A 25,534-nucleotide genomic window follows, 5' to 3' on the forward strand; every position below is an offset into this window, starting at 1 on the left:
ACGATGACAGACTTGGGCGGAGCATCTGTTACGCTTGGATACAATGCGTTGAAGGAGCTGGAAAGAAACGAGGCTGCACTGGATGCGATCGTGCAACACATCAGCCGATCGACGACGGTGGATGACGCCTACTGGATCGATGACGACAACATTGCACCATTCACCATCAGGATTGATTTGCGGAAACTGAAACCACTTTTGCTGCAATATTGCCTTTTCGGTAAGGAAGAACATGAATTTTTGGAACCGGACGAATGTAACATCATCTTTGAATATGGCGAACAATCCAGTGTAGATTCGCAGGAGGGGCCGAGATGAAAGCACTCACCATCCACCAGCCTTGGGCGACACTGATCGCTCTCGGGGAAAAACGCTTTGAAACTAGGGGCTGGGCCACAAAGTACCGTGGTCCCATCGCGATCCACGCAGCCAAGAAAGTAGACAAGGACGCGTGCGACATGGAACCAATCCGGTCGGTACTTGCCAAACATGGATATACGGCGGACAACCTGCCAACAGGCGCGGTGGTAGCGACAGCACAGCTTACAGGTAGCTATATGATTTATGACACGATAGATAACGGAATTCACATTGTAAGGTGCCCAAATGACGAGTACGACTTTACTAAGGTTGAGTTTATATGGAGGCCAGAAAGCGTGTTTGGTCATTTCGCCGCGGGGCGCTTTGCTTGGGAAATGACGAACGTAAAGCAGATCGATCCGGTGCCAGCAGTAGGGCGGCAAGGATTGTGGAACTGGGGAGGGGAACGGGATGGGTACAGCAATTGAATGGACAGATGCAGTTTGGAATCCTGTCACAGGATGCAGCAAGGTGTCAGAGGGTTGCCGCAATTGCTACGCTTTTGGACTCCATGACATGCGGCGTAAAGCACTTCTGGAAGGGAAAAAGCTGCCGAAGCAGTACGCAAAACCATTCACGGAGATTCAACTTTTCCCGGACAGGCTGGCGGCTCCATTCAAGTGGAAAAAACCAAAGCGAGTGTTTGTCAACAGCATGGCGGACTTGTTTCACAAGGATGTGCCAGATGACTTCATATGGAGTGTATTTGACATCATGGCGAAATGCCAAGAGCATACATTTCAAATTCTCACGAAAAGGCCAGAGCGAATGGAAGCAATGTTATCAGGAAGGTACTGGCGTGACCTCGGCACCTCAACAAGACCTTTCTTCGCAAGGATCATCAAAGGAGAAGAACGCGAAGGAGACGTGCCGTTTCTCCCTAACGTCTGGCTCGGGACAAGTGTTGAAAATCAAAAAGCAGCAGACGAGCGCGTTCGGCATCTGCTGGAGACGCCAGCCACGGTCCGGTTTTTGAGTTGCGAGCCGTTGTTGGGACCAGTTGACCTTGAATTCACAGCACAATTTGAACACCCAGACAATGAAGGCTATGGAGTACAAGCCATAAAAGGTATTGATTGGATCATCGCAGGCGGTGAGTCGGGAACAAACGCTAGACCGCTGCATTCTGATTGGGTAGAGGGCTTGAGAGATCAGTGCGAAGAATATGGGGTGCCGTTTTTCTTCAAACAATGGGGCGAGTGGGTGCCATTCAACCAAACGGACACGTTCCCAGGGCACAAAACTGAATCAATCAAAATGGGTAACATCACATGCTGGCGCGTTGGAAAAAAGAAAGCAGGTCGGCTGTTGGACGGGCAAGAATGGAACCAATTTCCGGACGGAGGGGAACGGGATGCAAGCAGGACGTGAGATTAAGTTTCGGGCGTGGAATAAAGTCGATGAAGTCATGGTTTTACCAGAGCGAATGTTTTGCCAAAAGGGAAACGGAACTGTATGGCATGTCGATTTTGGGAAGAAGTCTGGTGTATTGGGACAAGGAATCTATGTCATGATGCAATTTACTGGACTCCACGATGCTAACAAAGTGCCGATTTTTGAAGGAGATATCCTGGAAGATTTCATCTTCAACAAAAGGTATGAAGTGATTTGGGATGATTACGGGATGTTCTTGTTTAACCCAGTAGGAACAACGGGAAATGCCTTAGATTATTACGAGCTAGAGGACGAAATCGCAAAATGTGCAACGATTGTGGTCGGGAACCGATATCGAGATCCTAACCTGCTGGAGGTGGCCAATGATGCAAGCAGGACGTGAGTTGGATGTGAAAGTTGCTGAGGCGTTGGGATACGAAGTCGGGAAATTCCCTCCGGATTATTACATTGTCGTTGATGGAGAGATTCAAATGCTGCCCTACTACTCCACATTATGGCGAGACACAGGCGTGCTGGTGGAGGAAGCGAAGAAGCAAGGTATCTACCTCGAATACTCGCACTCGCTGAACGGCGGTTACTACGGCGGAGCGTACAGCTTTGACGATGGCGAGTACCAGATGGAGCACACTACAGAGCAAGCAGTACCGACAGCGCCGTATGCTGTAGCACTGGTGTACCTTATGGCAAGAGGAGTGATAAGCCATGCGTGACGCAGAAAAAGACCTGGCTTTGTGCGAGGAAGCGACTCCGGGGCCGTGGGAACTGGAAGAGGAATCCGATGACGATGAAGGACTTGTCATCTGGAGAAAAGTTGAAGAGCACCCAGGAAGGTCAGAAGGCGTAATTGTACTTAATCCCGAGTGCCATTACGAAGAAGCAGATATCAACTTTATCATGGAGGCTCGTACCGCTCTGCCTCATTGGATTCAGCGAGCTACAGCAGCAGAAGCTGAGGTCGAACAGTTAAAAAAGCATCTGAACTTTCTGGTGACAGCGGTAAAGACGGGATATCGAGCAGGCTACATCGATGGCGACGGTTTTGGTGATGAGCTGATGGAAGAGATAAAGAAGATCACTGTTTAACATAAGAGAAAGTGTGAATCGGAGGATAAATTTCATCGTAGCATCATTATTTCCGATGGTATAGCTGTTATTTATTCAAAATAATCGATGGAAAGGGGTAGGAAACTTTGAGATTCGTCGGAATCGACCCCTCAACAAAAACCGGGTTCGTTGCACTGGATGAGCAAGGCAACGTTCTCCGTCAGAAAGAACTGACTGGTGTTGGTGATATTGACCCGTACCGCATGCGGACACTCATCCATGAAGTTAAAGACCACGTACAAAAGGGCGATCTGGTTTGTATTGAAGGCTTTGGCTTCGCCTCGCAGCAGGCAGTCCAACTCGGCGGGATCGGCTGGGGCATGAGGATGATGCTGGAGGCGCGTGGTATCTCCTACTATGAACCAGCGCCGAATCAAGTAAAAAAATTTGTCGGAGCATCTGGTGGTAAGAGGGGCCGTACTGAAAAAGAGAAAAAGGCTGCTATGATCGCTGCGGTCACGGAACATTTTGGTTTTGAGCATGCGAGTCATAACGTGGTGGACGCCTATATTCTCGCTCAGATTGCAAGGTGCCTGTACCTGAAAGAAAAAGGCATTGACATGATCAGGCATAAATACCAAGCGGAAGTTCTCCATGCAATTCTAAATCCGCCTCAGAGAAAGGTACGAAAGAAGGTGGCAAAGTGAAAGTTCAAATCGAAGGCAATTTGTATCTGGAGTCAGATGATATGCAGTTCATCATCAAGGAGTACAACGGGAAAAAGGATGCAACTGGGCGCGAATTGTACAAGACGCATGGCTATTTCCCCAGCGTTCAGTCAGCCGTGAAGCATTTGGTCAAGATGAAGGTTATGCAATCAACTGCACAGACCTTATCAGAGCTTCACCAAGACGCTTTGCGTATCGAGCAGTACGTTGAGTCTCAACTTACTGTATGACGGCTGCATAAGGCTCACAAGAGCTACAGATAACCCTTCAATTAAAAGGAGCGAATCTTTCATGAAAACAGAAGTGAAAGCATTGTTTAAGAAATTTAACGCTAACGATAAGAAAGACGTAATTGAGTTTGAGTTGAAGGGTGATTTGTCAGGAGACCAGCTCCTTGCCCTGCACAAGTTGAAAGGCGGACAAGTCTTTGTAAAAATCTCTAGCTCGCAAATGGACATGGATGACTTGGACGAGGACGAACACGACGGTATCCAATACAGTGTTGGCGGTGATGGCGTCGTCGCCATTGCTCCTGACCAAATGAGCATTGATGATGTTCCTCAACAAGGAGGGGTGGATGAACAAGGATCAGATGAAGATGTGATTCCAGAGGAACCCCAGGAACAGCAAGACGAAACCGGATCGGAACCAGTAACACCGGAAAACGCCTCTGAAAACGAGCAAGAGCCGAAACGCCGTGGTCGCCCAAGAAAAACAGACACCCCGCCAACGGAAGAGTCTTCGGCAAATCAGGATGAGCTTCCGCCAGCTGATCCGAACGACGAAGACCTGCCGTTTTAACATAAAAGATCACACGCCCCGGCTTGTCCGGGGCACTCCTCAAACAAAGGAGGTACTGAATGCAGCAACTTGATTTCTTACCAGAATTGGACCGGAAAAAGACGCAAAAGGCCGTGGAGGCTACACTCAGCAAATACCGGCTCTATAAGTACCTGACTTTTGATGAGCGTGAGGCGACGATCACAGCCAGTTATGACTTACGTGAAGGTGGCCGCACGAACCTGACGAGCGATCAGACCTCGTCGATCGCAACACATAACATTGATGGTCAAGCAGAGCGTAAACATTTCTGCGAGCGCTTGGAAAGAGTCGTCAGCAGGCTCCCGCGTATGGAACGACATTTAATCAATGAGCGTTACTTGGGGAGTGACAGCGAGTACATTACTGATTATGCAGTCTATAATAATCACTTCAGCCCTCCGATCAGTGAATTCACATATTACAAAATAAAGTGGAAGGCATTTTATAAAATTGCCCTTGCCTTGGACATTCAGGTTGTAAAAACTACTGACGAACAAACGGAATAGGACGACCTAAATAATAACTAAAAATATACAATAAAGGGGAGGTGTGTTTTCTTGGGAGAGTCGGCGAAGCATGAAGATTTTCCAGAAATATTAGAAGTTCATCATATCCAGGATTATCTTGGCATAAGCAAGAACCAAGCATATAATCTTGTCAACTCAGGAAACTTTCATGTCATAAGGGTAGGCAGATTACTTAGAATTCCCAAAAAGAGCTTCTTCGATTGGGTATATGGAAAACAAATTGATGAGCAGCAGGGGTGAAATCCTGCTGCTCTTTCTTATTCTTGATGCTACTTTTGATGTTAAACTTGTTACGAAATGCTAAGACGGGTCAAGAACGTTTGGGATTGTCATCTGCCCAGACAGTCGCTGATGCCTTGTCTTTTCTAGATTCTTTGCGAACACTTGGTAAGGTGAAGGAAGCATTGGGAATCGACCATTTTACTATTGAAGGGTAGCGACCAAACCAAGCCGTTGTTAACGAATCGCGAAAGAGAAGTGTTTGAACTCTTGGTCCAAGATAAGACAACCAAAGAGATTGCCGGACAACTCTTCATCAGCGAAAAGACTGTGCGCAATCACATCAGTAATGTCATGCAAAAATTAGGTGTCAAAGGTCGATCTCAGGCAGTAGTCGAACTCGTTCGACTTGGTGAACTAGAGATTTGAACCCAGTCCACCCAGCCTCCCTTTTCTTCCCATGGTCGGAAGGGAGGGTTTTTTATTTTTGGGGCGCATTTTACAAGCAGGAGCACTGGCTTGCTGAGCGCGAAACACGGTTTATTCCGCCCACTCTCCGTGGTGCGAACCAGCGTGGCTTTGAAGAGTTGCCTGTTGTGCGGGAATGGCGCGGGCCGCTGTTCAACTCTGTGCTTGCGACTTCCCATAAATATGGCGGGAGCGGCCAACATGCTGGTTGCCAAGAGAGCGGGCAGTGGATTCAAACATCTGAAAAATCCGGCACGAAGCCGGGTAGCCTAGCAGTATCTATTACTGTTTTTCAATGATGGGAGTCGGCAGAGAACAGACTTGGTACCTTTTGATCAAATGCTAAAGTAAAGGAAGGAATCAACTCATTGATCCTCTCTTGCAGATGTGTCGCATCGTGCTCTCCCAGTTCCGCTAAAAGTTGTGTTTCTTCGTGAGATTCATCTCCGGTTAGCAACGTAGTTAGCGTGCGTTGGTTAATGATTTCCTGAGGGGAAAGGACTAATGCGTTCATCATCATATATTGCTGGAACATGGAAAGGTCATGATTCTCCATGGCCTGCTTTACGGCCGTTTTGAGGTATAGATCAAAGTATTTCTGAGCGAATGCCACCCCTTTTAAGGGGATAGCGCCTACATGCTCCACCCCGTTCCAACGCAAATCGGCAATCGCACTCAACCACCAGGCAGGTTCAATGGCTTGTTGCATCCGTTGCAGCACCTTGCGTTCGAAGTCAGGTTGAAGCAGATCGCCTTTCTGTAAACTGATGTCCAACATTTCGGCTTCAATTGCAGCTACCGTCATGCCTTGCCCATAAATAGGGTCAAAGTTGCAAAATGCATCTCCCAACACCAGCAGTCCCGAGGGCCAATTTTCCATTTGCTCATAATGCTGCCGCGTCGATTCTTCTGCCCGAAAGCCACGCGGAGCGCCGATTGGCTCCAACTCTTTTATTAACTCCTTCAACATGGGAGTAGACAAGGAGTACAGCTCTTTTTCATATTCTTCCGGGGCTGTTGGGGGATATTGTTTCCCTCCCGCACGAAACAACAATGCCTGCGCTATGTTATCCTCAATATACAGTAGCCCCACCGCCCCCTTGTTGTTAGCAGGATCTCCTTCTGAACTAGCCGACAATTTTTCTGTAAGATGGGCAGGGACTCGGTAGTGTCGGGTACTGTACCCAAAACGGACTTTTAAGCGCTCAGGCTCTGGAACAGCATATCCCAGCGCTTCCAGCCATTTATTGAGCTTCGATTGACGGCCGCATGTATCCACTACCAGATGAGCGGCAACGGTCCGCTCCTTGTTCCGTTCCTTTCGTGCGTGAAGGCGAACACCGACAACTTGCCTGTGGTCTTCCGAAGCAAGCAGTCCTGTCACTACTTGTTTCGTTACAAAGCGTATATTGGGAATCTTTTGCACACGCTGGCGGATCGTCCATTCCAACAAGGCCCGACTGCTAGATGCATTTTTTTGGCTGCTAACCAATTCAAGTTTTCCATATGCAGTAAATCGGGTCATTTTGCTATTTTGCACGTTACATGCACCGAGATTCAGTAAATCATCGATATATCCCGGGAAGAAGCGGTTCATAATCAAATCCCCACGCGGCAGCACACGATGAGGATGAAAATCTTGTGGGGTACCAGGACGAGTAGATGGCTTTTCTGGCAGCTCATCTTTTTCTACAACCATGACTTCCGCAAAATGATCGGAAAGAACGCGGGCGGCTAGCAAGCCTGCAATACCGGCTCCAATTACAAGTGCTTTTTCTTGCTTTCTTTTGTCAGCTTGCAGTTGTTTGTTCATAGCTTGTTTCCTCCTTAAAATTGATTCGCAGTTCGCCGCGATTCATTAGTTGGAGTTGCAGTGTTTTCAGCAAATGTATCCGAAGCCATACCAGACGTGTTAGTTTGATGCTTCTAATAAATACTTTATGGACAAAAAAACGTTCTATGAACAGCATCTGTTTATATTGCCTGATCCGAACAGAAGAAATATGAAAATCGGTTGAGCAAAAGAAAGAGAGAGTATTTGAGGCGGAAGAGTTGGAAAAAGTATTTCAACAACTGGGCAAAATGACTTTTCCTTTTCCTATAACGAACTTGCTCTGGCAGCGGGATGATGAAAAAGTGATATGGAAAGAAGATGCTCAGAGGGCAGCGAAGTGAGCCAAAAAGAAACAAGCTGATGTCGAATGCACGTCCGACGCCAGCTTGTCCATTGGCTGCATGTCATGTGTCTATTGCCCATGCATGCGGCTGTTCCGTGTTCTGTTTTAGCTAACACGCTTGATCAGATTGTTAGATCCTTGCGAGCGAACGATGATCCATCCGCTTGGGAGAGGCGAACCTAGCAGTACCCATTGCTCATAGCCAATCGGAGCGCTCGCAATATTTTTAATGTAGCGCGTATTTCCGTTAGTTCTTGTGATGACCCATCCGGCTGGAATAGGCGAGCTAAGCAGTACCCAGCGTTCGGTGCCAAAAGGAGCATTATTGACGTTCTCGATGTAATTCGTATTTCCGTTGTTTCTGGTGACGATCCATCCGGTTGGAATAGGCGAGCTAATCAACACCCAGTGTTGAGCGCCATAAGCCGCGTTATTGACATTTTGGATGTATTTGGAATTTTCCTGGTATCTCGTCACGATCCATCCAGTCGGGATCGGGGAGCCTCCCAATACCCATAGTTGGGCATTAGCGGGTGCATTGTTCAGGTCTCTGATCAGATTCATGTTTCCTTGATTTCTGACGATGACCCAACCGCTTGGAATGGGCGAGCTAATGGTCACCCAATGCTCTTCGCCGTATGCTTTGTTTGCGATTGCTTTAGCGGACACTTTGGAAGGAGACTGCTTCGTTTTCCCGTCTTCTTTGCTGAAAGCGGATGCGTAAGCGGTCGTTTTTGCCTGGGGAGATGGCGTTGCTCCATGGGCTTGCGCAGCGAGAGCCGGTACGGCGACAACGGAGCTTAATGTCAGGAGGAGCAAAGATTTCTTAAACATGAACATCACCTTTCTTGATCATAGTAAATGGCGTTTGGACAATATCATCAAGTGGAAGTTAACGGTTGTGGTGTTAATTCCAACATTTACCATTTTAAAGCACGTTCTTTGCCTTTACCTTAGGAGATACTGTCGAATCATGGAATTAATTTACAATATTTTGAACGAGTGTAAAAATAAATTAGCGCTCGAAACATGGTAGAAACAAGTTTGCTGGTAAAAAAACGCTAACCTTGAAAGCAGTCGGTGGTCGCCACCAAATATAAAAAAAGATCCCCGGAGAAATCCGAAGATTGTTGATGGATTCGCTATTAAGGTGTAGTGCGCGTAATGACATTGCCATGCCGATTCTTTGCCGCTCCATTGACAAAGTTTACGTATTCCCTGGACCTGGGTTGTTGCTTAATTTAGTGTTCATAATCAGGATCGGATGGTCAGGATCTGTCGTATCCCATGCCAATGAGGTAACAAAAGCGGAAGGATTCCACACTGTGCCCTTCATGCCAAAGAAAGCTATGACTTTTTTCGGGTCTGTTTCAGCGATGGTGTCATCGTCGAGCGCTTTGTTGAAGTGGATGATGTATCGCGGGAGGGTACTATTCTCCGCGATCGTGCCAATCGCTGGGCTGGTATCGCTATTCTCGCCTTGTTCCCTCCGGTTATTTTGGAGGGCTTTCGTTCGAGCCTACGCCGTGCGGGCGACTTTCAACGCACACGGCGTTCCATCAACGGATAAGAGATCGTTTTACAACGGGCGAATTTAGCATAACGAAGCGAACATTCAGTGTCGTCTAGCGAAAGTTAGCAAACTTGGACAGACTGGGCTGGCCAGGGCAGCGGAGACAGAACGAGCCTTTAGAAAAAGGCACTCATCTCCCGGCATCGAGAGAGAAGAAATCTCATTTCTTTTCCTGATCTTCCCCAGGATTTTCATGCAACCCGACAATCTCAATCACTTCCGCTACAGCTACTTTTCGCGCACCCTCCATGAAATACCCGACAATCCCTGGCTTGATGCGATGGATATGGACGGTTTGGCGCATCTGCGGGAACAAAATCCACATGCGGGCCGTTCCTTCTGCCGGGACTGGAGCAGTCAGATCGCGGATGACATCCCCGTCCGGCGTCTCAAACTCAGGGTGGATAGCGAACAGCTCGATTTTTTCATTGTCGCCGGCATAAGAAAAATCGCTTCGATAGCCTTGAACAGGCGGCAGCTTTCTCCCGCTCTCTGCTTCCGGATAAAAGCGATACTTGACCCGGAAGTCAGCAGGATGCCCCCGCCAATCCTCGTAAGGCGTCCACACAGTCGCCGTCATGAGCAGCTTCCCCCTCTATGGTTCGTCTTTGCGGATAATCAGGTACACAATCAGCCCGATAATCGGGAAAAATAACAACGCTACCAGGACGATGATGGAAAATTCCTTGCTGTTGCCTCTGCGCCGCGAATCGCGATAGCCCCAAATACTGATTACGATGTTCAGCACGTTCAGGAGCACGATCACCAACAGGGGCAGAAGCATGAAAAAAGAAGAGTCACCGATGCTAACCAATGCAATCACCTGCTTTTTCATTATAGCGCTTTTATGAGTATACCAAAAATTGGGATATTGCTCGATGTTCGTGCATGCAGCCCGCACTACAGGCAATTGCTCTCTCTGTACCGTTTTTGATACTCGCTTTTCTTGTCTTCGATCAACGGGAACCTGCGAGAGGTCAGCTTGGATAAAAAGCAACAGATATAAAACGGACCCAGGCAACTCTTCATTTCCCGATGCAGCAGGTTATCTCTCATGAACGGTACCCCCATTTTCGCGTAAGGTGAAGTGGAGCCAAGCCGTATCAGTATCAGCTTCATTTTACAAAAAGAAAGAGCTATATGGCAAAGAAAGGAAGCCGTCCAGAAAAAGTGCAAAAAACTGAAAAATCCAAATTGACACAAGCTGGAAGGGTCTGCTATGATCACTTTATAAAGTCATTGGAAAAACAAAGGATGAGCTTATAAAATGCGCAGGACCGGAGACCTCAAACTGATTCAAGAACTAAATCGCTTTATTATACTCGATACAATCCGCCAGCATGGGCCCATCTCGCGCAGTGACATTGCCAAAAAGCAAGGCATCAGCCCGACTACGGTCACGTCGGCAGTCAACGAGCTGATTCGTGACGGCGTGGTAGCGGAGGATGGAACAGGAGAATCAAAAGGCGGCAGAAAGCCGATCATGGTGCGCTTTTGCCCCGATGGAAAGTTTTTGATTGGCGTCTCCATCACGAACACGGCGATCACCATCGCGGAAATGAATCTGGAGGCGGCGACCAAGCGCAAGCAAGTATATCCGGTCGGTCCTGGTCTTGTCAGCGATCGGATGGTGCAGTATGTACTGGACTCGATTGCAGACTTTTTGACACAGGCAGCGGACACAGAGCGTTGCTTGGGTATCTCCATTATCGCTCCGGGGATTGTCGACGCAGCGAGCGGAGTGATTCGCTTCAATTCCAAGCTGCGATTGACGGATGTTCCGTTGAAGGAGCTGGCTGAGCAGCGTTTCGGCATGAGTACGTGGCTCGACAACGACGCCAACGCGATTGCCTTGGCAGAGAAAAATTTCGGGGTAGGGATCGAAGCCGACAACCTGCTGTTCGTAACAGTGGGCGAAGGGGTAGGTTCAGGTCTTGTTGTAAACGGTTCCATTTTCCGGGGAAGCCGCGGGGGAGCTGGCGAGTTCGGGCACACGACCGTAGACCGCAGCGGCATGCGCTGTGATTGCGGCAACGTCGGCTGTCTGGAAAACTACGTCGCCTGGCCGGCGATCTACACAGGATTGCTGTCTGCGATTGCCCGCGGCAAAGAGACGCTGGTCCTGGAGCTGGCGGGTGGAGACATGACGCAAATTACGTTTGAAGTGTTCCGCCGTGCCTTGCAGCAAAAGGATCAGGTGTGCGAGGACATCGTAGAAGAAATCGCCGCGTATTTGTCCATCGGCATCGTCAACCTGGTCAATCTGTTCAACCCGAGCCTGATCATTTTGGGCGGGGAAATGATGCGCGACAATCAAGTGTTGTTTGAGCGCATCGAAAAGCAGGTGCGCGAACAGGCAATGGGCATTATGGTAGACGGGCTGGAATTCCGTCCGACAATGCTGGGAGCGGACTTTGAAGTCAAGGCAGCCGCTGCCGTACTGCTACAGGACGTCTTTCATTTCAGCCTGTAGTTCCTTTTTGAATACTTTGTTTTAGCATTGGAAAAAGAAAGATTGCATCGTACGGTGAAAGGGGGGAGCCGTGGAGGTCAAGACGCAGTCGTTTCAACTGAGTTGGGGGTAAAAAAAGAGGAGAACGTATGTCGAGGAGGGACTTCAGATGAAGAAGTTGGTTTCGTTGGCAATGGCCGCATTGTTGGTAGCGGTAGCAGGATGTTCCGGTGGCGGACAAAGTGCCACACCGTCAGATGGACAAAAATCAGGCGCCGCAACCGGAGAAAAGGTAACGCTTACTTACGCCCTCTGGGATAAAAACCAGATGCCGGCCATGGAGGAAATTGCAAAGAAATTCCATGAAGCGAACCCGAATGTTGACATCAAGATCGAGCTGACACCGAACAAACAGTATTGGACGAAGATGGAAGCGGCTGCGACTGGCGGAACTTTGCCGGACGTTTTCTGGATCAACGGCCCGCGGATCATCAAGTATGCGGCAAACGACGTGCTGCTGCCGCTCGATGAACAGATCAAGGCAGACGGCGTCGACCTTGGCAATTATCCCAAAGCGCTGGTTGATCTCTACACATACGACGGAAAAACGTTTGCATTGCCAAAAGATTTTGACACTATCGGGCTCTGGTACAACAAGAAGCTGTTTGATGACGCCAAAGTGCCGTATCCGGACGAAACATGGGATTGGAACAAGCTGAAGGAAGCAGCGAAAAAGTTGACGGACGAGAAAAAAGGCATCTGGGGAATCGCGGCAGCGCCATACGGACAAGACAATTACTACAACACGATTTTCCAAGCTGGCGGCTCCGTCATTTCCGAAGACAGAAAGTCGTCGGGCTTTGACAAACCGGAAACGATCGAAGGCTTGAAGCTGTGGGTAGACATGATCAATGACAAAGTGTCGCCGTCTGCGGCGCAAATGTCGGAGACTGAATCGACGCAACTTTTCGAATCCGGGAAAGTGGCGATGGTTTACTCCGGGTCTTGGATGGCAAGCGCATTCAATGGCAACGAGTACACCAAAGACAAAGTGGACGTGGCCTACCTTCCTAAAGGCAAGGAAAACACGAGCGTTATCCACGGTTTGGGCAATGTGATCGCGGCGAACACGAAGCACCCGAAAGAAGCGTGGGAGTTCGTCAAGTACCTGGGCTCCAAGGAAGCGGCGGAGATCCAGGCAAGCAAGGGAGCGGCAATCCCGGCGTTCAACGGTACACAAGATACTTGGGTGAAATCGATGCCTAACTTTAATCTGAAAATTTTTATTGATCAGGCAGCTAACGCAAAAGCGTACCCGATCTCCAAGGACACCGCGAAATGGGCGAAGCTGGAAACCGATTACATGACCAAAGCATGGGCAGGTCAAATGAGCGTAGAAGATGCAGCGAAAGAACTTGCGCAAAAAATGAACGAGTTGCTGGCGCAAGAGTAGGGGTTTCTTTTCACGGATGGCTTCGTGTCGAGGACGGAGCCATCCCCTGTTACGAGCTTATTGTCAGGGGGGAATATTGCGATGAGCAGCCAACTTCAGCCAGAAGTGCATGCCGCTGCCCGGCCAAAACCAGCAAAGCCATTGAATCGCATGAAACGAAGCGACTGGTTGTGGGCGTATCTCATGATTGCGCCGACGTTGCTCGGTCTGGGTTTGTTCTACATATGGCCAGTCGTGCAGACTATTTATCTCAGCTTCACCAAATGGGGAGGCTTCGGCAAGTACAAATGGACGGGCGTGGACAACTATGTCCTGCTGTTCCAAGACCCGAACCTGTGGATCGCACTGAAAAACACGCTTATTTATACGGTTCTTGCAGTTCCAGCCAGTATCGCTATCTCCATATTAATCGCCGTCTTGCTCAACCAGAAAATCAAAGGCATCTCGTTTTACCGTACCTTGTACTTTTTGCCAGTCGTAACGATGGCGGCTGCCGTGGCGATGGTGTGGAGATGGCTGTACAATGCCGATTACGGCTTGATCAACTACTTGTTAGGGACAGTGGGGATACAGGGACCGCGCTGGATTTCCGACCCTGACATCGCTCTGTACGCTGTCATCATCGTTGCCGTCTGGAGTTCGATCGGCTACAACATGGTGATTTTCCTGGCGGGCTTGCAGGGGATTCCGCGCAGCTATTACGAAGCGGCGGAAATCGACGGAGCCGGACCTGTGCGGATGTTTTTTACGATTACATTGCCGCTGTTGACGCCATCGATTTTTTTCGTGAGCATCACTTCGCTGATTGGCGCGTTCCAAGTATTCGACCTGATCTACTTGATGATCGGCAAGCTGGGCAATCCGGCGGCTGAATCGACGCAGACGGTGGCGTACTTGTTCTTCACGAACGGCTTCGAATCAGGCAATGGCGGTTATGCAGCAGCAGTAGCAGTCGTGCTTTTGGTGCTGATCCTGATTGTTACCGCGATTCAAATGAAAATGCAGAAAAAATGGGTCCATTACGATTAAGCGAGCATGACTGGACAGGAGGAATGATCGATGAGTGTCCAAACAGGACGTAATCGGGTTGGCAAAAATCTTTTGATTCATCTGCTGCTGATACTAGGCGCTCTAGTAATGGTCGCGCCGTTTGTCTGGATGATCCTGACTTCGCTCAAAACGCTGGGTGAATCGACGCAGGTGCCGCCAGTCATTTGGCCGACGTCCCTGCAATGGGAAAACTACACGCACATTTTCGAAATGCTGCCTTTCTACGACTTTTACTGGAACACGATTTTGACTACAGTCGTGAAAGTCGTCGGGCAAGTATTCCTTTGCTCGCTTGCGGCATACGCGTTTGCCCGCATCGAGTTTCCGGGGCGCAACGCCTTGTTCATCGTCTTTTTGTCCGTCCTGATGGTGCCGGGGCAAGTGTTTTTGCTCCCGCAGTTTCTCATCATGAAGGAGCTTGGCTGGCTGAACACGCTCACCGCGTTGATCGTGCCAGGACTGTTCAGTGCTTTCGGCACATTTTTGCTGCGCCAGTTTTTCATGTCATTGCCGAAAGAGCTGGAAGAGGCGGCAAAGCTCGACGGCTGCAATCACTTCCAAATCTACTGGCGCATTATGCTTCCTCTGGCGAAGCCCGGTTTGATCGCTTTGGCCATCTTCGTCGCCCTCTGGTCGTGGAATGATCTGATGTGGCCGCTGATCGTCAACAGCACGCCGGATAAAATGACGCTGTCGGCAGGATTGGCCTATTTGACAGGAGAACATACGAACATGACGAACTATCCGATTTTGATGGCTGGTTCTGTTCTCGCCATCTGGCCGATGATTATCGTCTTTATTTTCTTGCAGAAGCATTTTGTCGAGGGTATTACCCTAACCGGGTCCAAATAGCCATTTTCCCCTGAAGGAGTGAAAAACCACTATGCATCATGTTCTGGTAATCGGAGCAGGTACGATGGGAACTGTTCACGCAAAATCTTACGCTGCCATGAAAAACGTCGAGCTGGTCGGCATTGTCGACTTGCGCGGAGAGCGCGGCCGCGAGCTGGCAGCCGAAACGAATACGCAATGGTTTGCGAGCTACGATGAAGCCATGGAGAAGCTGGAGCGGGTAGATATCATTGACGTGTGTCTGCCGACTTACCTGCATAAAACGTATGTGCAAAAAGCTGCGGACGCAGGCAAGCACGTCATTTGCGAAAAGCCGCTGGCACGCAGCAAGGAAGAGGCGCAATCGATCGTTGACTATTGCAGCGAGAAAAACGTCAAGCTGTTCGTCGGCCATGTGCTGCGCTTTTTCCCTGAGTACGAGAAGTCCCGTCAACTGGTGAACGATGGCACGATCGGCAATGTCGGCGTGGCGCGGACGTTCCGTGGCGGTATTTTCCCGACGGCGTGGAATGACTGGTATGCGGATTACAAAAACAGCGGCGGTCTTGTGCTGGACATGATCATCCACGACTTCGACTTTTTGCGCTGGTGCTTCGGCGACGTGGAGCGCGTCTATGCGAAAAGCTTGCTTGGACGCGGCTTCGCCCGCATCGACTACGCGCTGGTGACGCTTCGGTTCAAAAGCGGGATGATCGCTCATGTGGAAGGGTCTTGGGCGCATGAAGGCTTCTCGATGAAAATGGAGCTGGCGGGAAGCGAAGGAATCATTCAGTACGATAGTGCAAAAGAAAAGCCGCTGATCGCCGTAAATCGCGCGAAACAGGCAGGTATGGGCGGAGTGGCTGTGCCGGAGAGTCCGCTGCGTGAAAATCCGTACTTCCGCGAGCTGAAGCATTTCATCGATTGCATCGAAAACGATCTCCAGCCGCGCGTGACGGTCGAGGATGCCGTGAAAGCAGTGGAAATCGCGCGAGCTGCGCTTGAGTCAATCGAAACGGGCAAACCCGTAACGCTAGTGTAGGAGGGGACCACATATGAAACTGGGAATCATCAGTGTCGCACATATGCACGCATACAGCTACGCGAATGCGATCGGGAAGCTTGCGGGCGTACAATTGGTCGGTGTAGCCGACGAGGATGAAGCACGTGGCAAGGAAGCGGCAGAAAAGTGGGGCGTACCGTTTTACCACGATTATCGCGAGCTTTTGGCAGCTGACGTCGACGCTGTCATCATTACTTCGGAAAATGCCAAGCATCATGAGCATACAGTAGCAGCCGCGAAAGCAGGCAAGCACATTTTGTGCGAAAAGCCGCTTGCGACCACGCTGGCGGCGGCCCAGGAAATGATTGAGATTTGCCGCGAGCAAGGCGTCATTTTGCAAACGGCGTTCCCTGTTCGCTTCCACCCTGCGGTTGTGCGGGCAAAACAGCTGGTAGAGCAAGGCAAGGTTGGCCGCATCATGGCGATCCGCGGCACGAATCGCGGGCAAAATCCGGGCGGCTGGTTCGTCGATCCTGCCAAGTCCGGCGGCGGCGCTGTTATCGATCATACGGTGCATGTCGTTGACTTGATGCGCTGGTTCATGGGTGTGGAAGTGCGCGAGGTGTACGCAGAAGTAGACAGCAAATTTTCGCCTACCCCGATTGACGACTGCGGCATTTTGACGATGGAATTTGAAAATGGCGTATTCGCCACGCTGGATTGCAGCTGGTCGCGCAACAAGACGTTCCCGGTCTGGGGCGACGTTACGATGGAAATCATCGGCACGGAAGGCACTATCTCGCTCGATGCCTTTTCGCAAAAGCTCGACGTGTACAGCAATGACAAAGGATTGAAATGGGTCAACTGGGGCGACGACATGGACAGCCAGCTGGTGAGCGACTTTGTTGCCAGCGTCCGCGAGAAAAAAGCGCCATCCGTAACAGGAGAAGACGGCATGCGCGCGGTCGAAGTAGCGCTTGCTGCCTACCAGTCGGCTGAATCGAAGCAACCGGTGGTCATTCGCTAACGGGGACGGTGGATCAATATGAGTATGAAGATCGGAATGATCGGCGTCGGAGGGATCGGCCAGCATCACCTGCAAGGCTTGCTCGCTGACGAACGAGTGAAAGTTACCGCTGTCTGCGATGTGAATCGGGAAGCAGCAATGTCCACGGCCGAGCGGATCGGTGCTTCCGGCTACACGTCCTGGCAGGAGCTGCTCACGCACGAAAAGCTGGATGCGCTGTTTGTCTGCGTCCCGCCTTTTGCCCACGAAGAAATCGAGGAGCAGGCGGCAGCAAAAGGGATTCACCTGTTCGTGGAAAAGCCGATTGGCCTCGATATGCACATAGTCGCGAAGAAACAGGCGGCGATGGAAAAAGCAGGGATTATTACCTCGACAGGTTATTGCCTGCGCTATCTGGATATCGTGCAGCAAGCCCGCGAGTATTTGGCTGACAAGCAGATCGCCCTGGTGCGCGGCCATTATTTGACCAAATTCGTGGAAACTCCGTGGTGGCGGCAAATGGGCAAATCGGGCGGCCAACTGGTCGAGCAGGCGACGCATACACTCGACATGATGCGCTTTTTGGCGGGTGACGTGGAAAAAGTATACGCGCAGATGTCTTTGCTCGTCTCGCAAGACATTGAAGGCATCGACATCCCGGATGTGTCTGCGGTCAGCATGGCCTTTTCCACAGGGGCGCTCGGCCATCTGGATACGTGCTTTATCCAGGCGGATCACCGGACAGGTGTAGAAATTTTGGGGAAACATTTCCGTGTGCTGATCGACGGCAGACAACTGACGATCACGGACGAGGCTGGTACGCGCACATTTGAGGCGACAGTAGATATGTACCGGGAACAGGATCGCGCTTTTGTGACGGCGATTGAAACCGGAGATACGAGCCTGATCTTGTCGCCATACGCCTCTGCGAAAAAGACGCTGGCAGTGACATTGGCCGCAAACGAGTCTGCGCAGTCCGGTGCACCTGTCATCATTTCGCACGATTAAGAAGGAGTGAGCAGCATGTCTTTTCAAAAAGGAATCAACGCTTGGTGCTTTCCGAAAGAAAGCCGCGCAGAACATATTTTTCAGCAAGCAAAAGAGTACGGGTACAAAGGCGTCGAGTTGAATCTCGACGAGGGAGACGCGCCCTTGCATCTGGAAATGACGGAGGGCGAGCTGGCGAAGCTGGCGCAACTGGCTCGCGAGTATGGATTGGAGCTGCCGAGTGTCTCGACGGCGCTCCTCTGGAAGTACCCGCTCACCCATAACGATGCGGAAGTGCGGGAAAAAGGCATCCAGGTCGTCGAGAAAATGATTGAGGCAGCAAGCGTTTTTGGAGCACGTACGGTTCTGGTCGTGCCAGGGCTGGTGACACCGGAAGTATCGTACGACACGGCGTATGAGCGGGCACGCGAAGCGCTCACACGACTGGCGAAAACGGCGGAAGCCAAGCAAGTGCATATCGGGATTGAAAACGTCTGGAACAAATTTTTGCTCAGCCCGCTGGAAATGGCCAGGTTGATTGATGAAGTGAACAGCCCGTGGGTGGGCGCTTACTTCGATGTCGGCAATGTGCTGCAATTCGGTTTTCCCGAGCAGTGGATTCGCATTCTCGGCAAAAGAATCCGGGCGATTCACGTCAAAGATTTCAAGACGACGACGGGCAACATTACCGGATTTGTGCCGCTTTTGGCTGGCGACATTCCGTGGGCGCGCGTGGCAGAGGCGCTGCGCGAGATCGGGTACAGCGGCTACATCATCCCGGAAATCTCGCCGTATGCCTACAAGCCAGAGCAGCTGGTCGCTTCGACCTCCGAGGCGCTCGACGCTATTTTCAAATAGAGAACAGACAGCGAGGATGTGAGTCACACGATGACCCAAGAGAAACCATATGCCATCGGGATTGACCTGGGAGGCACGAAAGTCATCGCCGCGATTGTCGACCAGAATGGCAGCATCCTAAGCCAAGCGAACGCTCCGACACAAAAAGAGGACGCGGCTGAGATTGTCATTTCGCGAATTGGCGATCTCGTCTCGTCCGTACTCGCGGACAGCGGTGTCGGCATCTCGCAAATACGCGGAATTGGAATTGCTACAGCCGGAATCATTGATACAAACCGGCAAATGGTCATTTTTGCAAGCAATTTGAACTGGAGCGATGTGGCGATCGGCGACAAGCTCGGCCAACGGTTCGGCGTTCCGGTGCAGCTGATCAACGACGCCAATTCGGCAGCCGTTGCCGAGTGGGCCTTCGGCAGCGCCAGCGGCACCGATGATCTCATCTACGTCACGGTAAGCACGGGAGTGGGCGCCGGGATCATCAGCGGAGGGCGGCTGATTACAGGCATTGGCGACAGTGCAGGCGAGTTCGGCCACATCTCGCTCGATCCGGAAGGGCCGCTGTGCGCTTGCGGGAACAGAGGATGCCTGGAAAATTACGTGTCGGGACTGGCGCTGGCAAAAATGGCGCAGGAACAGTTGCAAGCTGGCGCGGAAAGCTCCCTGCGAACCGTCTGCGAGGGCGAGCTCGGGCGCATAACGGCCAAGGAGATCGGCGAGCAGGCAGAGAGCGGCGATCCGCTGAGCATCAGCTTGATGAAGCAGGCAGGCTACTACCTCGGTGTCGGCCTGACCAACCTGATTCATCTGTTCAATCCGCAGGTGATCGTGTTCGGCGGAGGCGTCATGAAAAACGGCCGAATTTTGCTGGAGGAAGCAGAGCGGGTGATTCGCCAGCGCTGCATTTCCCGGATGGCGAGCCAGGCGACGTTCCAGTTCACCACGATGGGAGCAGAGGCGGGCGTGCTTGGCGCAGCCGGGCTGTATTTCCCTGCCGCACGCAAACAGGTAGCGGTATAGGTGTAGCAAACAAAACGAGTTGACAAGCCGCATAAAAAAGCCGACGGTTCCGCATGGACGTCGGCTTTTTGGCATGGCAGATGAAATCACGCTTTTGATTCGGGCAGGTAAGCTACGTAACCGATGCTGTCTGGCGAGTCGGCAATGCGTGTCTGTTTGGAAAAAGAACGGAGCGTCCACAAGATGTAGAAGTCGCCAAAGCTGCCGATCAGCATGACGATGCTCCACACGTACCAAAACAGCGATTGGAAAAAGTAGGCCAAGAAAAAGGGCAACACACCGAGCAGCAAAGCCGGCAGGGCGACAGCAAGCCGATAGCTGCCCACAGAGATCGGCTTCAGGCAGCAGGCGTAAACAACAAGCTTGCGCCACATTACCCCGAAGCGGATATCGGATGTAGCAACCTGGCGGCTGAGCATGAAGCCGACTCCGTGCACAGCTTCATGGACGATGATTCCGCCGAGAACGACTACAAAAAACAGCCCGATATCGCTGAGAGATACCGAGAACGTCACCGCCTTTTGATAGAAAAGCAAAGCGGCCGGAACAAACAGGAGAAGGCAAACACAAGCAAACAGGTTGGCTTTCCATGGTTGCAAGACGACTTGCTTTTGGACATAGTTCGTTTCCAATTTCAACCTGGCCTCCTCTGGTGATATACTTGTAGTATAGCGCGGCAAGCTGCAATAGTTCAAATTCAAGCTCGGAAAGCTTTCATGGATTTGGCCTTTCGACTCATATGGCTGAGGGTCATGATTCATGTATGATGAAATAGTGGTACGTACTGGTAAAAGCGGGTCAAAAGAAACAGAAAAAGCGGATGAGGGGTCGCGGTATGCAGGGGAAAAACAAACGGATCGTAGGAATAATAGCGTTGCTGGTCGTCTGCGCTTTGGGCTTTTGGGGCTATCGCGCGCTTATGCCGATCGCGCTGGCAGAAGGCTATTTGTACGCAGACCAGAGCCGGATGGTGTACGCCAAGGTGACGCCGGAACAGGAGCAACTCAACGTCGAAATCACGTTGTCCAAGCTGCTAGTCGAGGATACGGTTCCTCGCTTGCAAACAGAGACAAGCCTTTTTACAGGGACGCGGGAAGGCGATGCGCTGACGCTTCAGCCGAAGTCCGCATCTGCGGATAAGACGGCTGAGTCGGTTGGGCCGCTTCAGGCCAAGCTGAGTGCGGACGGCCTTTTGATTACAGGTTCACTCGCACAAGGAGAGCCACAGGAAACCAAGCTTGTTGCCAGCACAAACCAGGCTTACAGCGACAAGCTTGCCGCCTGGACGAAAAGCGTCGAGCTGGAAGCGGAGCAGAAGAAAAAAGTGTTGGCGGAGCAGCGAGCCAAGGAAGAGGCGCGGGTGGCTTTTGCGAACAAAGTCGTGCGGACGGAAAAGCTCGCGGCTGACTTGCAGGAGAGCGCGCAATATTTGCAGGAAATCCAGTTCGCAGACGAGATTCAATTTTCCAAAGACCAGACGGCTGAGCTGCAAGGGTTGTTGGACGAGCTGACTACCTACTCCAAGCAGCCTAGTTTGAGCAAAATGGAGTATGACGTCATGGCCGGGACGCTCGGCAGCATGAAGGTGCTGGTCGACGGGATGGATGCGATGGACAGCACAATCGCCCAGAAGAAGCAAAGCATGCAAGACCTGATTGCCGTCCTGGAAACGGATATTAAGGACACGCAGACGGTTTGGGAAGAGATCAAGGCGAATGCTCCGGACGCGGCTAATCGCGAAAAAGCGTTGCAGGCGGCGATCAAGGCAGGCACCGACGCAATCGATCAGGCGAAGCAGCGGCTGGCTGCGCTGGAAAAAGAGCAAGGCGGCGGCAAGACTGCTGCGAACAAGCTCTATCAGCAGGCGGCAAACGTGCTGCAACAGACCAAGGCCAAGTACGGCTTCTAAAGCGCGCAAACAGATCAAGTCCCGTTGCCACGGTGCGGCTGTGCACCAGGGAACGGGCTTTTTTGCTGTTTTCAGATCGGTTTAATTGTATTATGCTTATTCGTATACACCAGCCAGTTGGCTTTGTCCGGGAGGTTTTTATGAACGTCTACCAAAATATCACCGAGCTGATTGGAAATACGCCTTGCGTTCGCCTGAACCGGATGGTTCCCGAGGGAGCGGCAGAGGTGTGGGTCAAACTGGAAAAGTTCAATCCGTCCGGGAGCGTCAAAGACCGCGCTGCTTACAATCTGATTGCCAGAGCGGAGCGGGAGGGGCTGATCAAGCCCGGGGATACGATTATCGAGCCGACGAGCGGCAACACGGGAATCGGTTTGGCGATGAACGCGGCAGCCAAAGGCTACAAGGCGATTTTGGTCATGCCCGATAACATGTCGAAAGAGCGGATCAACATTTTGAAAGCATACGGGGCAGAAGTCGTGCTGACGCCGAGTGAACAGCGGATGCCAGGCGCGATTGCCAGAGCGAAGGAGTTGCAGCAGGAAATCCCAGGGAGCTTCATTCCGCAGCAGTTTGAAAATGCGGCGAATCCGGACATTCATCGCGTCACGACAGCCCGGGAAATTTTGGCCCAGACAAAAGGACAGCTCGATGCTTTTGTCGCGACGGCGGGCACAGGCGGGACGATTACAGGGACGGGCGAGGTGCTGCGCGAAGAGGTTCCCGGGTTGTACATCGCCGTCGTGGAGCCAAAAGGTTCGCCTGTTTTGTCGGGTGGCAAGCCGGGGCCGCACAAGCTGGTCGGCACAAGTCCCGGGTTTATTCCGCGCATTTTGAATACGGACATTTACGACGAGATCATCCAGATCGCCGACGAAGAAGCTTTGGACAGCATGCGCAAGCTCGCCGCGTGGGAAGGCATTTTGGTCGGCCCGTCGTCAGGAGCTTCTGTATTTGCGGCGATCACGATTGCCAAAAGACTGGGCACAGGCAAACGGGTGGTCTGCATTGCGCCGGATACGGGTGAACGTTACTTGAGCATGAACTTGTTCTAGGAGACAGGCGACAAGCGAGAGAGCTGCTTTTCGATGGAAAAGCGGCTTTTTCGTATGCCCTGGTCGCTTGCCATGTTATGATTTGGAAAAGTCTTACTGACGGGAGAAAAAGTCATGACCAACGGCAAGCACAAAGACAGAAAAGCGATGATCATCGGGGCCGGGTTGGCTGGAATGTCGGCGGCGATTGCCTTGAAACAGGCAGGTTGGCAGGTCAGGCTGTATGAGCAAGCCAGGGAGCAAAAAGGTATCGGGGCAGGCATCGTGCTGGCTGCCAATGCGATGAAGGCACTGGACAAGCTGGAAGCGGGCCAACGCGTCCGGGAGCTTGGTTCACCCGTCCGCAAGGCGAGCATTTGCGATTGGCAAGGAAACGTGCTGGTCGAGCTGCCTGTCGCACGTCAAGCCGAGCGCTGCGGGGCGGACAGCTACCTTGTGCACCGCGCAGACTTGCAACAAGCGCTGCGCGAAAGGGTGGACGAGCAAGAGCTGGTTCTGGGCAAAAAGCTGACCGCTTTTTCGCAGGAAGCGGAGCGGGTCCAAGCGTCTTTTGCCGATGGCACGACAGCGGAAGCAGACGTCCTCATCGGTGCGGACGGGATTCACTCCAGCGTGCGCAAGCTGTTGTTTGGCGCGGAAAAGATGCGCTACTCCGGCTATACGGCCATTCGCGGAATCGCCCGGTATGAAGATGCGCGCTATCCGCTGGAAACGGGCGGCGGCTTTGAAGCGTGGGGGAGTGGAGCGCGGTTCGGTTTTTCCCATATCGGTCACAACCGGATACACTGGTTCGCTGCCATCAATGCCCCGGAAGGCGAAAAAGATCCGCCGATCGGACGAAAGCTCGCGGCGTTGCGCCGCCTGGAAAACTGGTACGAGCCTGTCCGCGCCGTCATCGCCGCTACGCCGGAGGAAGCGATTTTGCGGCACGACATTTACGATCGACTGCCGTTGAAACGGTGGGGTACGGGAAGGGTCAGCCTTTTGGGCGATGCCGCACATCCGATGCTGCCGAATCTGGGGCAGGGAGCAGGGCAAGGGCTGGAGGACGCGCTTGTGCTGGCACGTTGTCTTGCGCCTGCCGACGTGGATATTCCAGCCGCTCTCGTCCACTACGAGAAGCAGCGGAAAAAGCGGGCACATGCGATCGTGCGCGGCTCGCGTCTGATGGGCTATGTTACCCAGTGGGAAAATCCGTTGGCAATCGCCGTGCGCAATTGGTTGCTGAAAACGATTCCGCCTGGCATGCAAAGCAGGCGTCTGGAATGGATCATCCGCCATGAAGTATAGCCAATAGGAAAAGGCAGGGAGCCTGAAGTCCCTGCCTTTTTTGTAGAGCGGATTATTCTTGATGACGAGCCTGGTACGCGAGCAGTGCTCCGATGAACAGTTGCCCCGTTTGAATCATGGAACGCTCATCCACATCGAACTTGGGATGATGGTGCGGATAGGTTGCCAAAAGCTCCGGATTGCGTCCGCCGGTCATGAAGAAAGTAGCTGGACGTTCCTGCGCGTAGTAGGCGAAGTCTTCTCCCCCCATGATCGGTGGCATCTGGATGACGCGCTCTTCGCCAAAAAGACGTTTCGCTTCTGCTTCCACGAGCGGCGTTTCCACTTCATCGTTCCATGTAGCCGGATAGCCGCGTTCGTACTTGATTTCGCAAGTCGCGCCGACAGCCTGGCAGCTCGCTTCCACGATGCGGCGCATGGATTGCTCAACCGCTACGCGAACTTCTTCGTCGTACGTGCGGACGGTTCCTTTCAGGCGCACCTGGTCGGGAATGACGTTGTACGCTTCGCCGCCACCGTTAAACGAGCAGACGGACAGCACGACTTGCTTGAGCGGGTCTATCTGGCGGCTCGCCACTTGTTGCAGATTCATCACAATCTGGCTGCCGAGGACGATCGGGTCAATGGAAGTGTGCGGGGAAGCGCCATGCCCGCCTTTTCCGTACAAAACAATTTCAAAGCTGTCAGCAGCGGCTGTGACGTATCCTTTTGCAATGCCGACGACGCCAACTGGCAAATCAGAAGCGACGTGGGCACCGTAGACGACATCGACGCCTTCCAGGCAGCCTGCTTCGACCATGGATTTCGCTCCGCCAGGCGGCAGCTCTTCGGCAAACTGATGAAGAAACACGACTGTACCTGGCAGCTCATCGCGGAACTCGCTCAAAACTTGGGCGACACCGAGCAAGCCGGCTGTGTGAATGTCGTGGCCGCATGCGTGCATCACGCCGGGAATCCGCGATTTATACTCAACCTCTTTTTCATCCTGAATCGGCAAAGCGTCAAAATCGGCGCGCAAAGCGACCGTCTTTCCCGGTTTTCCACCCTTGAGGTAGCCGACGACGCCCAGGCCGCCTACTCCGGTTTTTACTTCGATGCCAAAGGAAGCGAGCTTGTCCGCTACTTTCTTTGCCGTGTTTTCTTCTTTAAAGGAAAGCTCAGGGTACATATGCAGATCGCGTCTGAATGAAACCAGCTCCGGGTAAATTTCCTGTAAACGGGCAAACATTTTGTCTTGCATCGGACCCACTCCTTTTCACGGTGGAAACAGATTGGTAATTCGCAGTCTCCTTATTATAAAAAGAAGTCAA

The 25,534-nt window shown here is 51.8% G+C and carries 30 protein-coding genes; 24 read left to right on the plus strand and 6 right to left on the minus strand.

Annotated elements, in window-relative coordinates; genetic code table 11:
• Positions 1-3 precede the first annotated feature (3 nt).
• From HP435_RS08960 to HP435_RS09015, 12 genes are all read left to right on the plus strand, one after another.
• On the plus strand, positions 4-318 hold the full coding sequence (locus tag HP435_RS08960) for a hypothetical protein (RefSeq protein ID WP_173599770.1): 315 nt from the start codon (positions 4-6) through the stop codon (positions 316-318).
• On the plus strand, positions 315-788 hold the full coding sequence (locus HP435_RS08965; RefSeq protein ID WP_173599771.1) for an ASCH domain-containing protein: 474 nt from the start codon (positions 315-317) through the stop codon (positions 786-788). The genes HP435_RS08960 and HP435_RS08965 overlap by 4 nt, the downstream gene beginning before the upstream one ends.
• Entirely contained in the window at positions 772-1,731 is a 960-nt protein-coding gene (locus HP435_RS08970) for a DUF5131 family protein (protein WP_173599772.1), read from the plus strand. The genes HP435_RS08965 and HP435_RS08970 overlap by 17 nt, the downstream gene beginning before the upstream one ends.
• The gene (locus HP435_RS08975) at positions 1,715-2,137 is read left to right on the plus strand and encodes a YopX family protein (protein ID WP_173599773.1); all 423 of its coding nucleotides are present in this window, start codon (positions 1,715-1,717) and stop codon (positions 2,135-2,137) included. Before HP435_RS08970 ends, HP435_RS08975 begins: the two co-directional genes overlap by 17 nt.
• A complete protein-coding gene (locus tag HP435_RS08980) occupies positions 2,118-2,465 on the plus strand; it encodes a hypothetical protein (protein WP_229049875.1) in 348 nt (115 codons plus the stop codon). Before HP435_RS08975 ends, HP435_RS08980 begins: the two co-directional genes overlap by 20 nt.
• A complete protein-coding gene (locus HP435_RS08985; protein ID WP_173599774.1) occupies positions 2,458-2,838 on the plus strand; it encodes a hypothetical protein in 381 nt (126 codons plus the stop codon). The genes HP435_RS08980 and HP435_RS08985 overlap by 8 nt, the downstream gene beginning before the upstream one ends.
• A 107-nt stretch (positions 2,839-2,945) precedes the next feature.
• Positions 2,946-3,506: a RuvC family protein gene (locus HP435_RS08990; protein ID WP_173599775.1), complete on the plus strand. Its 561-nt coding sequence runs from the start codon at positions 2,946-2,948 to the stop codon at positions 3,504-3,506.
• A complete protein-coding gene (locus tag HP435_RS08995; RefSeq protein ID WP_173599776.1) occupies positions 3,503-3,757 on the plus strand; it encodes a hypothetical protein in 255 nt (84 codons plus the stop codon). Before HP435_RS08990 ends, HP435_RS08995 begins: the two co-directional genes overlap by 4 nt.
• Positions 3,758-3,818: 61 nt before the next feature.
• Positions 3,819-4,328, plus strand: a complete 510-nt coding sequence (locus HP435_RS09000; RefSeq protein ID WP_173599777.1) for a hypothetical protein — start codon at positions 3,819-3,821, stop codon at positions 4,326-4,328.
• Positions 4,329-4,387: 59 nt separating this feature from the next.
• Positions 4,388-4,855, plus strand: a complete 468-nt coding sequence (locus tag HP435_RS09005) for an ArpU family phage packaging/lysis transcriptional regulator (protein ID WP_173599778.1) — start codon at positions 4,388-4,390, stop codon at positions 4,853-4,855.
• Between the two features lie 51 nt (positions 4,856-4,906).
• Positions 4,907-5,116, plus strand: a complete 210-nt coding sequence (locus HP435_RS09010) for a helix-turn-helix domain-containing protein (protein WP_173599779.1) — start codon at positions 4,907-4,909, stop codon at positions 5,114-5,116.
• Between the two features lie 186 nt (positions 5,117-5,302).
• On the plus strand, positions 5,303-5,524 hold the full coding sequence (locus tag HP435_RS09015; protein WP_003387736.1) for a helix-turn-helix domain-containing protein: 222 nt from the start codon (positions 5,303-5,305) through the stop codon (positions 5,522-5,524).
• Between the two features lie 331 nt (positions 5,525-5,855).
• On the opposite strand, the gene HP435_RS09020 is transcribed toward HP435_RS09015, so the two are convergent.
• From HP435_RS09020 to HP435_RS09035, 4 genes are all read right to left on the minus strand, one after another.
• Complete coding sequence (locus tag HP435_RS09020) at positions 5,856-7,376, minus strand: NAD(P)/FAD-dependent oxidoreductase (protein ID WP_173599780.1); 1,521 nt, start codon at positions 7,374-7,376, stop codon at positions 5,856-5,858.
• Between the two features lie 469 nt (positions 7,377-7,845).
• Positions 7,846-8,574, minus strand: a complete 729-nt coding sequence (locus HP435_RS09025) for a hypothetical protein (protein WP_173599781.1) — start codon at positions 8,572-8,574, stop codon at positions 7,846-7,848.
• 899 nt (positions 8,575-9,473) lie between these two features.
• Positions 9,474-9,893 (minus strand): hypothetical protein, encoded by a 420-nt coding sequence (locus HP435_RS09030; RefSeq protein WP_217365799.1) that lies wholly within the window; start codon positions 9,891-9,893, stop codon positions 9,474-9,476.
• Positions 9,894-9,908: 15 nt separating this feature from the next.
• Positions 9,909-10,127, minus strand: coding sequence for a PLDc N-terminal domain-containing protein (locus HP435_RS09035; RefSeq protein ID WP_122963269.1), 219 nt, complete (start codon positions 10,125-10,127; stop codon positions 9,909-9,911).
• A 453-nt stretch (positions 10,128-10,580) separates the two neighbouring features.
• Here HP435_RS09035 and HP435_RS09040 point away from each other — a divergent pair, with 453 nt between their 5' ends.
• The 9 genes from HP435_RS09040 (at position 10,581) to HP435_RS09080 (ending at position 19,970) form a co-directional block, all read left to right on the plus strand.
• Positions 10,581-11,786, plus strand: coding sequence for an ROK family transcriptional regulator (locus HP435_RS09040; RefSeq protein ID WP_122963194.1), 1,206 nt, complete (start codon positions 10,581-10,583; stop codon positions 11,784-11,786).
• Between the two features lie 148 nt (positions 11,787-11,934).
• On the plus strand, positions 11,935-13,218 hold the full coding sequence (locus tag HP435_RS09045; protein ID WP_122963195.1) for an ABC transporter substrate-binding protein: 1,284 nt from the start codon (positions 11,935-11,937) through the stop codon (positions 13,216-13,218).
• Positions 13,219-13,299: 81 nt separating this feature from the next.
• Positions 13,300-14,247, plus strand: a complete 948-nt coding sequence (locus HP435_RS09050) for a carbohydrate ABC transporter permease (protein WP_122963196.1) — start codon at positions 13,300-13,302, stop codon at positions 14,245-14,247.
• A 30-nt stretch (positions 14,248-14,277) separates the two neighbouring features.
• A complete protein-coding gene (locus HP435_RS09055) occupies positions 14,278-15,120 on the plus strand; it encodes a carbohydrate ABC transporter permease (protein WP_122963197.1) in 843 nt (280 codons plus the stop codon).
• Positions 15,121-15,151: 31 nt separating this feature from the next.
• Positions 15,152-16,141, plus strand: coding sequence for a Gfo/Idh/MocA family protein (locus tag HP435_RS09060; RefSeq protein ID WP_173599782.1), 990 nt, complete (start codon positions 15,152-15,154; stop codon positions 16,139-16,141).
• 13 nt (positions 16,142-16,154) lie between these two features.
• Complete coding sequence (locus HP435_RS09065; protein WP_122963199.1) at positions 16,155-17,129, plus strand: Gfo/Idh/MocA family protein; 975 nt, start codon at positions 16,155-16,157, stop codon at positions 17,127-17,129.
• A gap of 18 nt (positions 17,130-17,147) precedes the next feature.
• Positions 17,148-18,116: a Gfo/Idh/MocA family protein gene (locus tag HP435_RS09070; protein ID WP_173599783.1), complete on the plus strand. Its 969-nt coding sequence runs from the start codon at positions 17,148-17,150 to the stop codon at positions 18,114-18,116.
• Positions 18,117-18,131: 15 nt separating this feature from the next.
• Positions 18,132-18,953 carry a sugar phosphate isomerase/epimerase family protein gene (locus HP435_RS09075; RefSeq protein WP_122963201.1) on the plus strand — a complete coding sequence of 274 codons (822 nt, stop codon included), beginning with the start codon at positions 18,132-18,134 and terminating at the stop codon, positions 18,951-18,953.
• Positions 18,954-18,983: 30 nt separating this feature from the next.
• Positions 18,984-19,970: an ROK family protein gene (locus HP435_RS09080; protein ID WP_122963202.1), complete on the plus strand. Its 987-nt coding sequence runs from the start codon at positions 18,984-18,986 to the stop codon at positions 19,968-19,970.
• An 86-nt stretch (positions 19,971-20,056) separates the two neighbouring features.
• Here the strand turns inward: HP435_RS09080 and HP435_RS09085 are convergent, their stop codons facing one another.
• Positions 20,057-20,608, minus strand: coding sequence for a DUF3267 domain-containing protein (locus HP435_RS09085; RefSeq protein WP_229049876.1), 552 nt, complete (start codon positions 20,606-20,608; stop codon positions 20,057-20,059).
• A gap of 197 nt (positions 20,609-20,805) precedes the next feature.
• On the opposite strand from HP435_RS09085, the gene HP435_RS09090 reads away from it, so the two are divergent.
• The 3 genes from HP435_RS09090 to HP435_RS09100 all read left to right on the plus strand — a co-directional run bounded on the left by HP435_RS09090 (position 20,806) and on the right by HP435_RS09100 (position 24,224).
• Entirely contained in the window at positions 20,806-21,879 is a 1,074-nt protein-coding gene (locus HP435_RS09090; RefSeq protein ID WP_173599784.1) for a hypothetical protein, read from the plus strand.
• Between the two features lie 140 nt (positions 21,880-22,019).
• On the plus strand, positions 22,020-22,934 hold the full coding sequence (cysK, locus tag HP435_RS09095; RefSeq protein ID WP_173596245.1) for a cysteine synthase A: 915 nt from the start codon (positions 22,020-22,022) through the stop codon (positions 22,932-22,934).
• A 114-nt stretch (positions 22,935-23,048) separates the two neighbouring features.
• On the plus strand, positions 23,049-24,224 hold the full coding sequence (locus HP435_RS09100) for an FAD-dependent monooxygenase (protein WP_173599785.1): 1,176 nt from the start codon (positions 23,049-23,051) through the stop codon (positions 24,222-24,224).
• A gap of 52 nt (positions 24,225-24,276) precedes the next feature.
• On the opposite strand, the gene HP435_RS09105 is transcribed toward HP435_RS09100, so the two are convergent.
• Positions 24,277-25,464, minus strand: a complete 1,188-nt coding sequence (locus HP435_RS09105; protein WP_122963207.1) for a M20 metallopeptidase family protein — start codon at positions 25,462-25,464, stop codon at positions 24,277-24,279.
• Positions 25,465-25,534: the final 70 nt, after the last annotated feature.

Source organism: Brevibacillus sp. HD3.3A (assembly GCF_013284375.2).
Taxonomy (GTDB): Bacteria; Bacillota; Bacilli; order Brevibacillales; family Brevibacillaceae; genus Brevibacillus; species Brevibacillus parabrevis.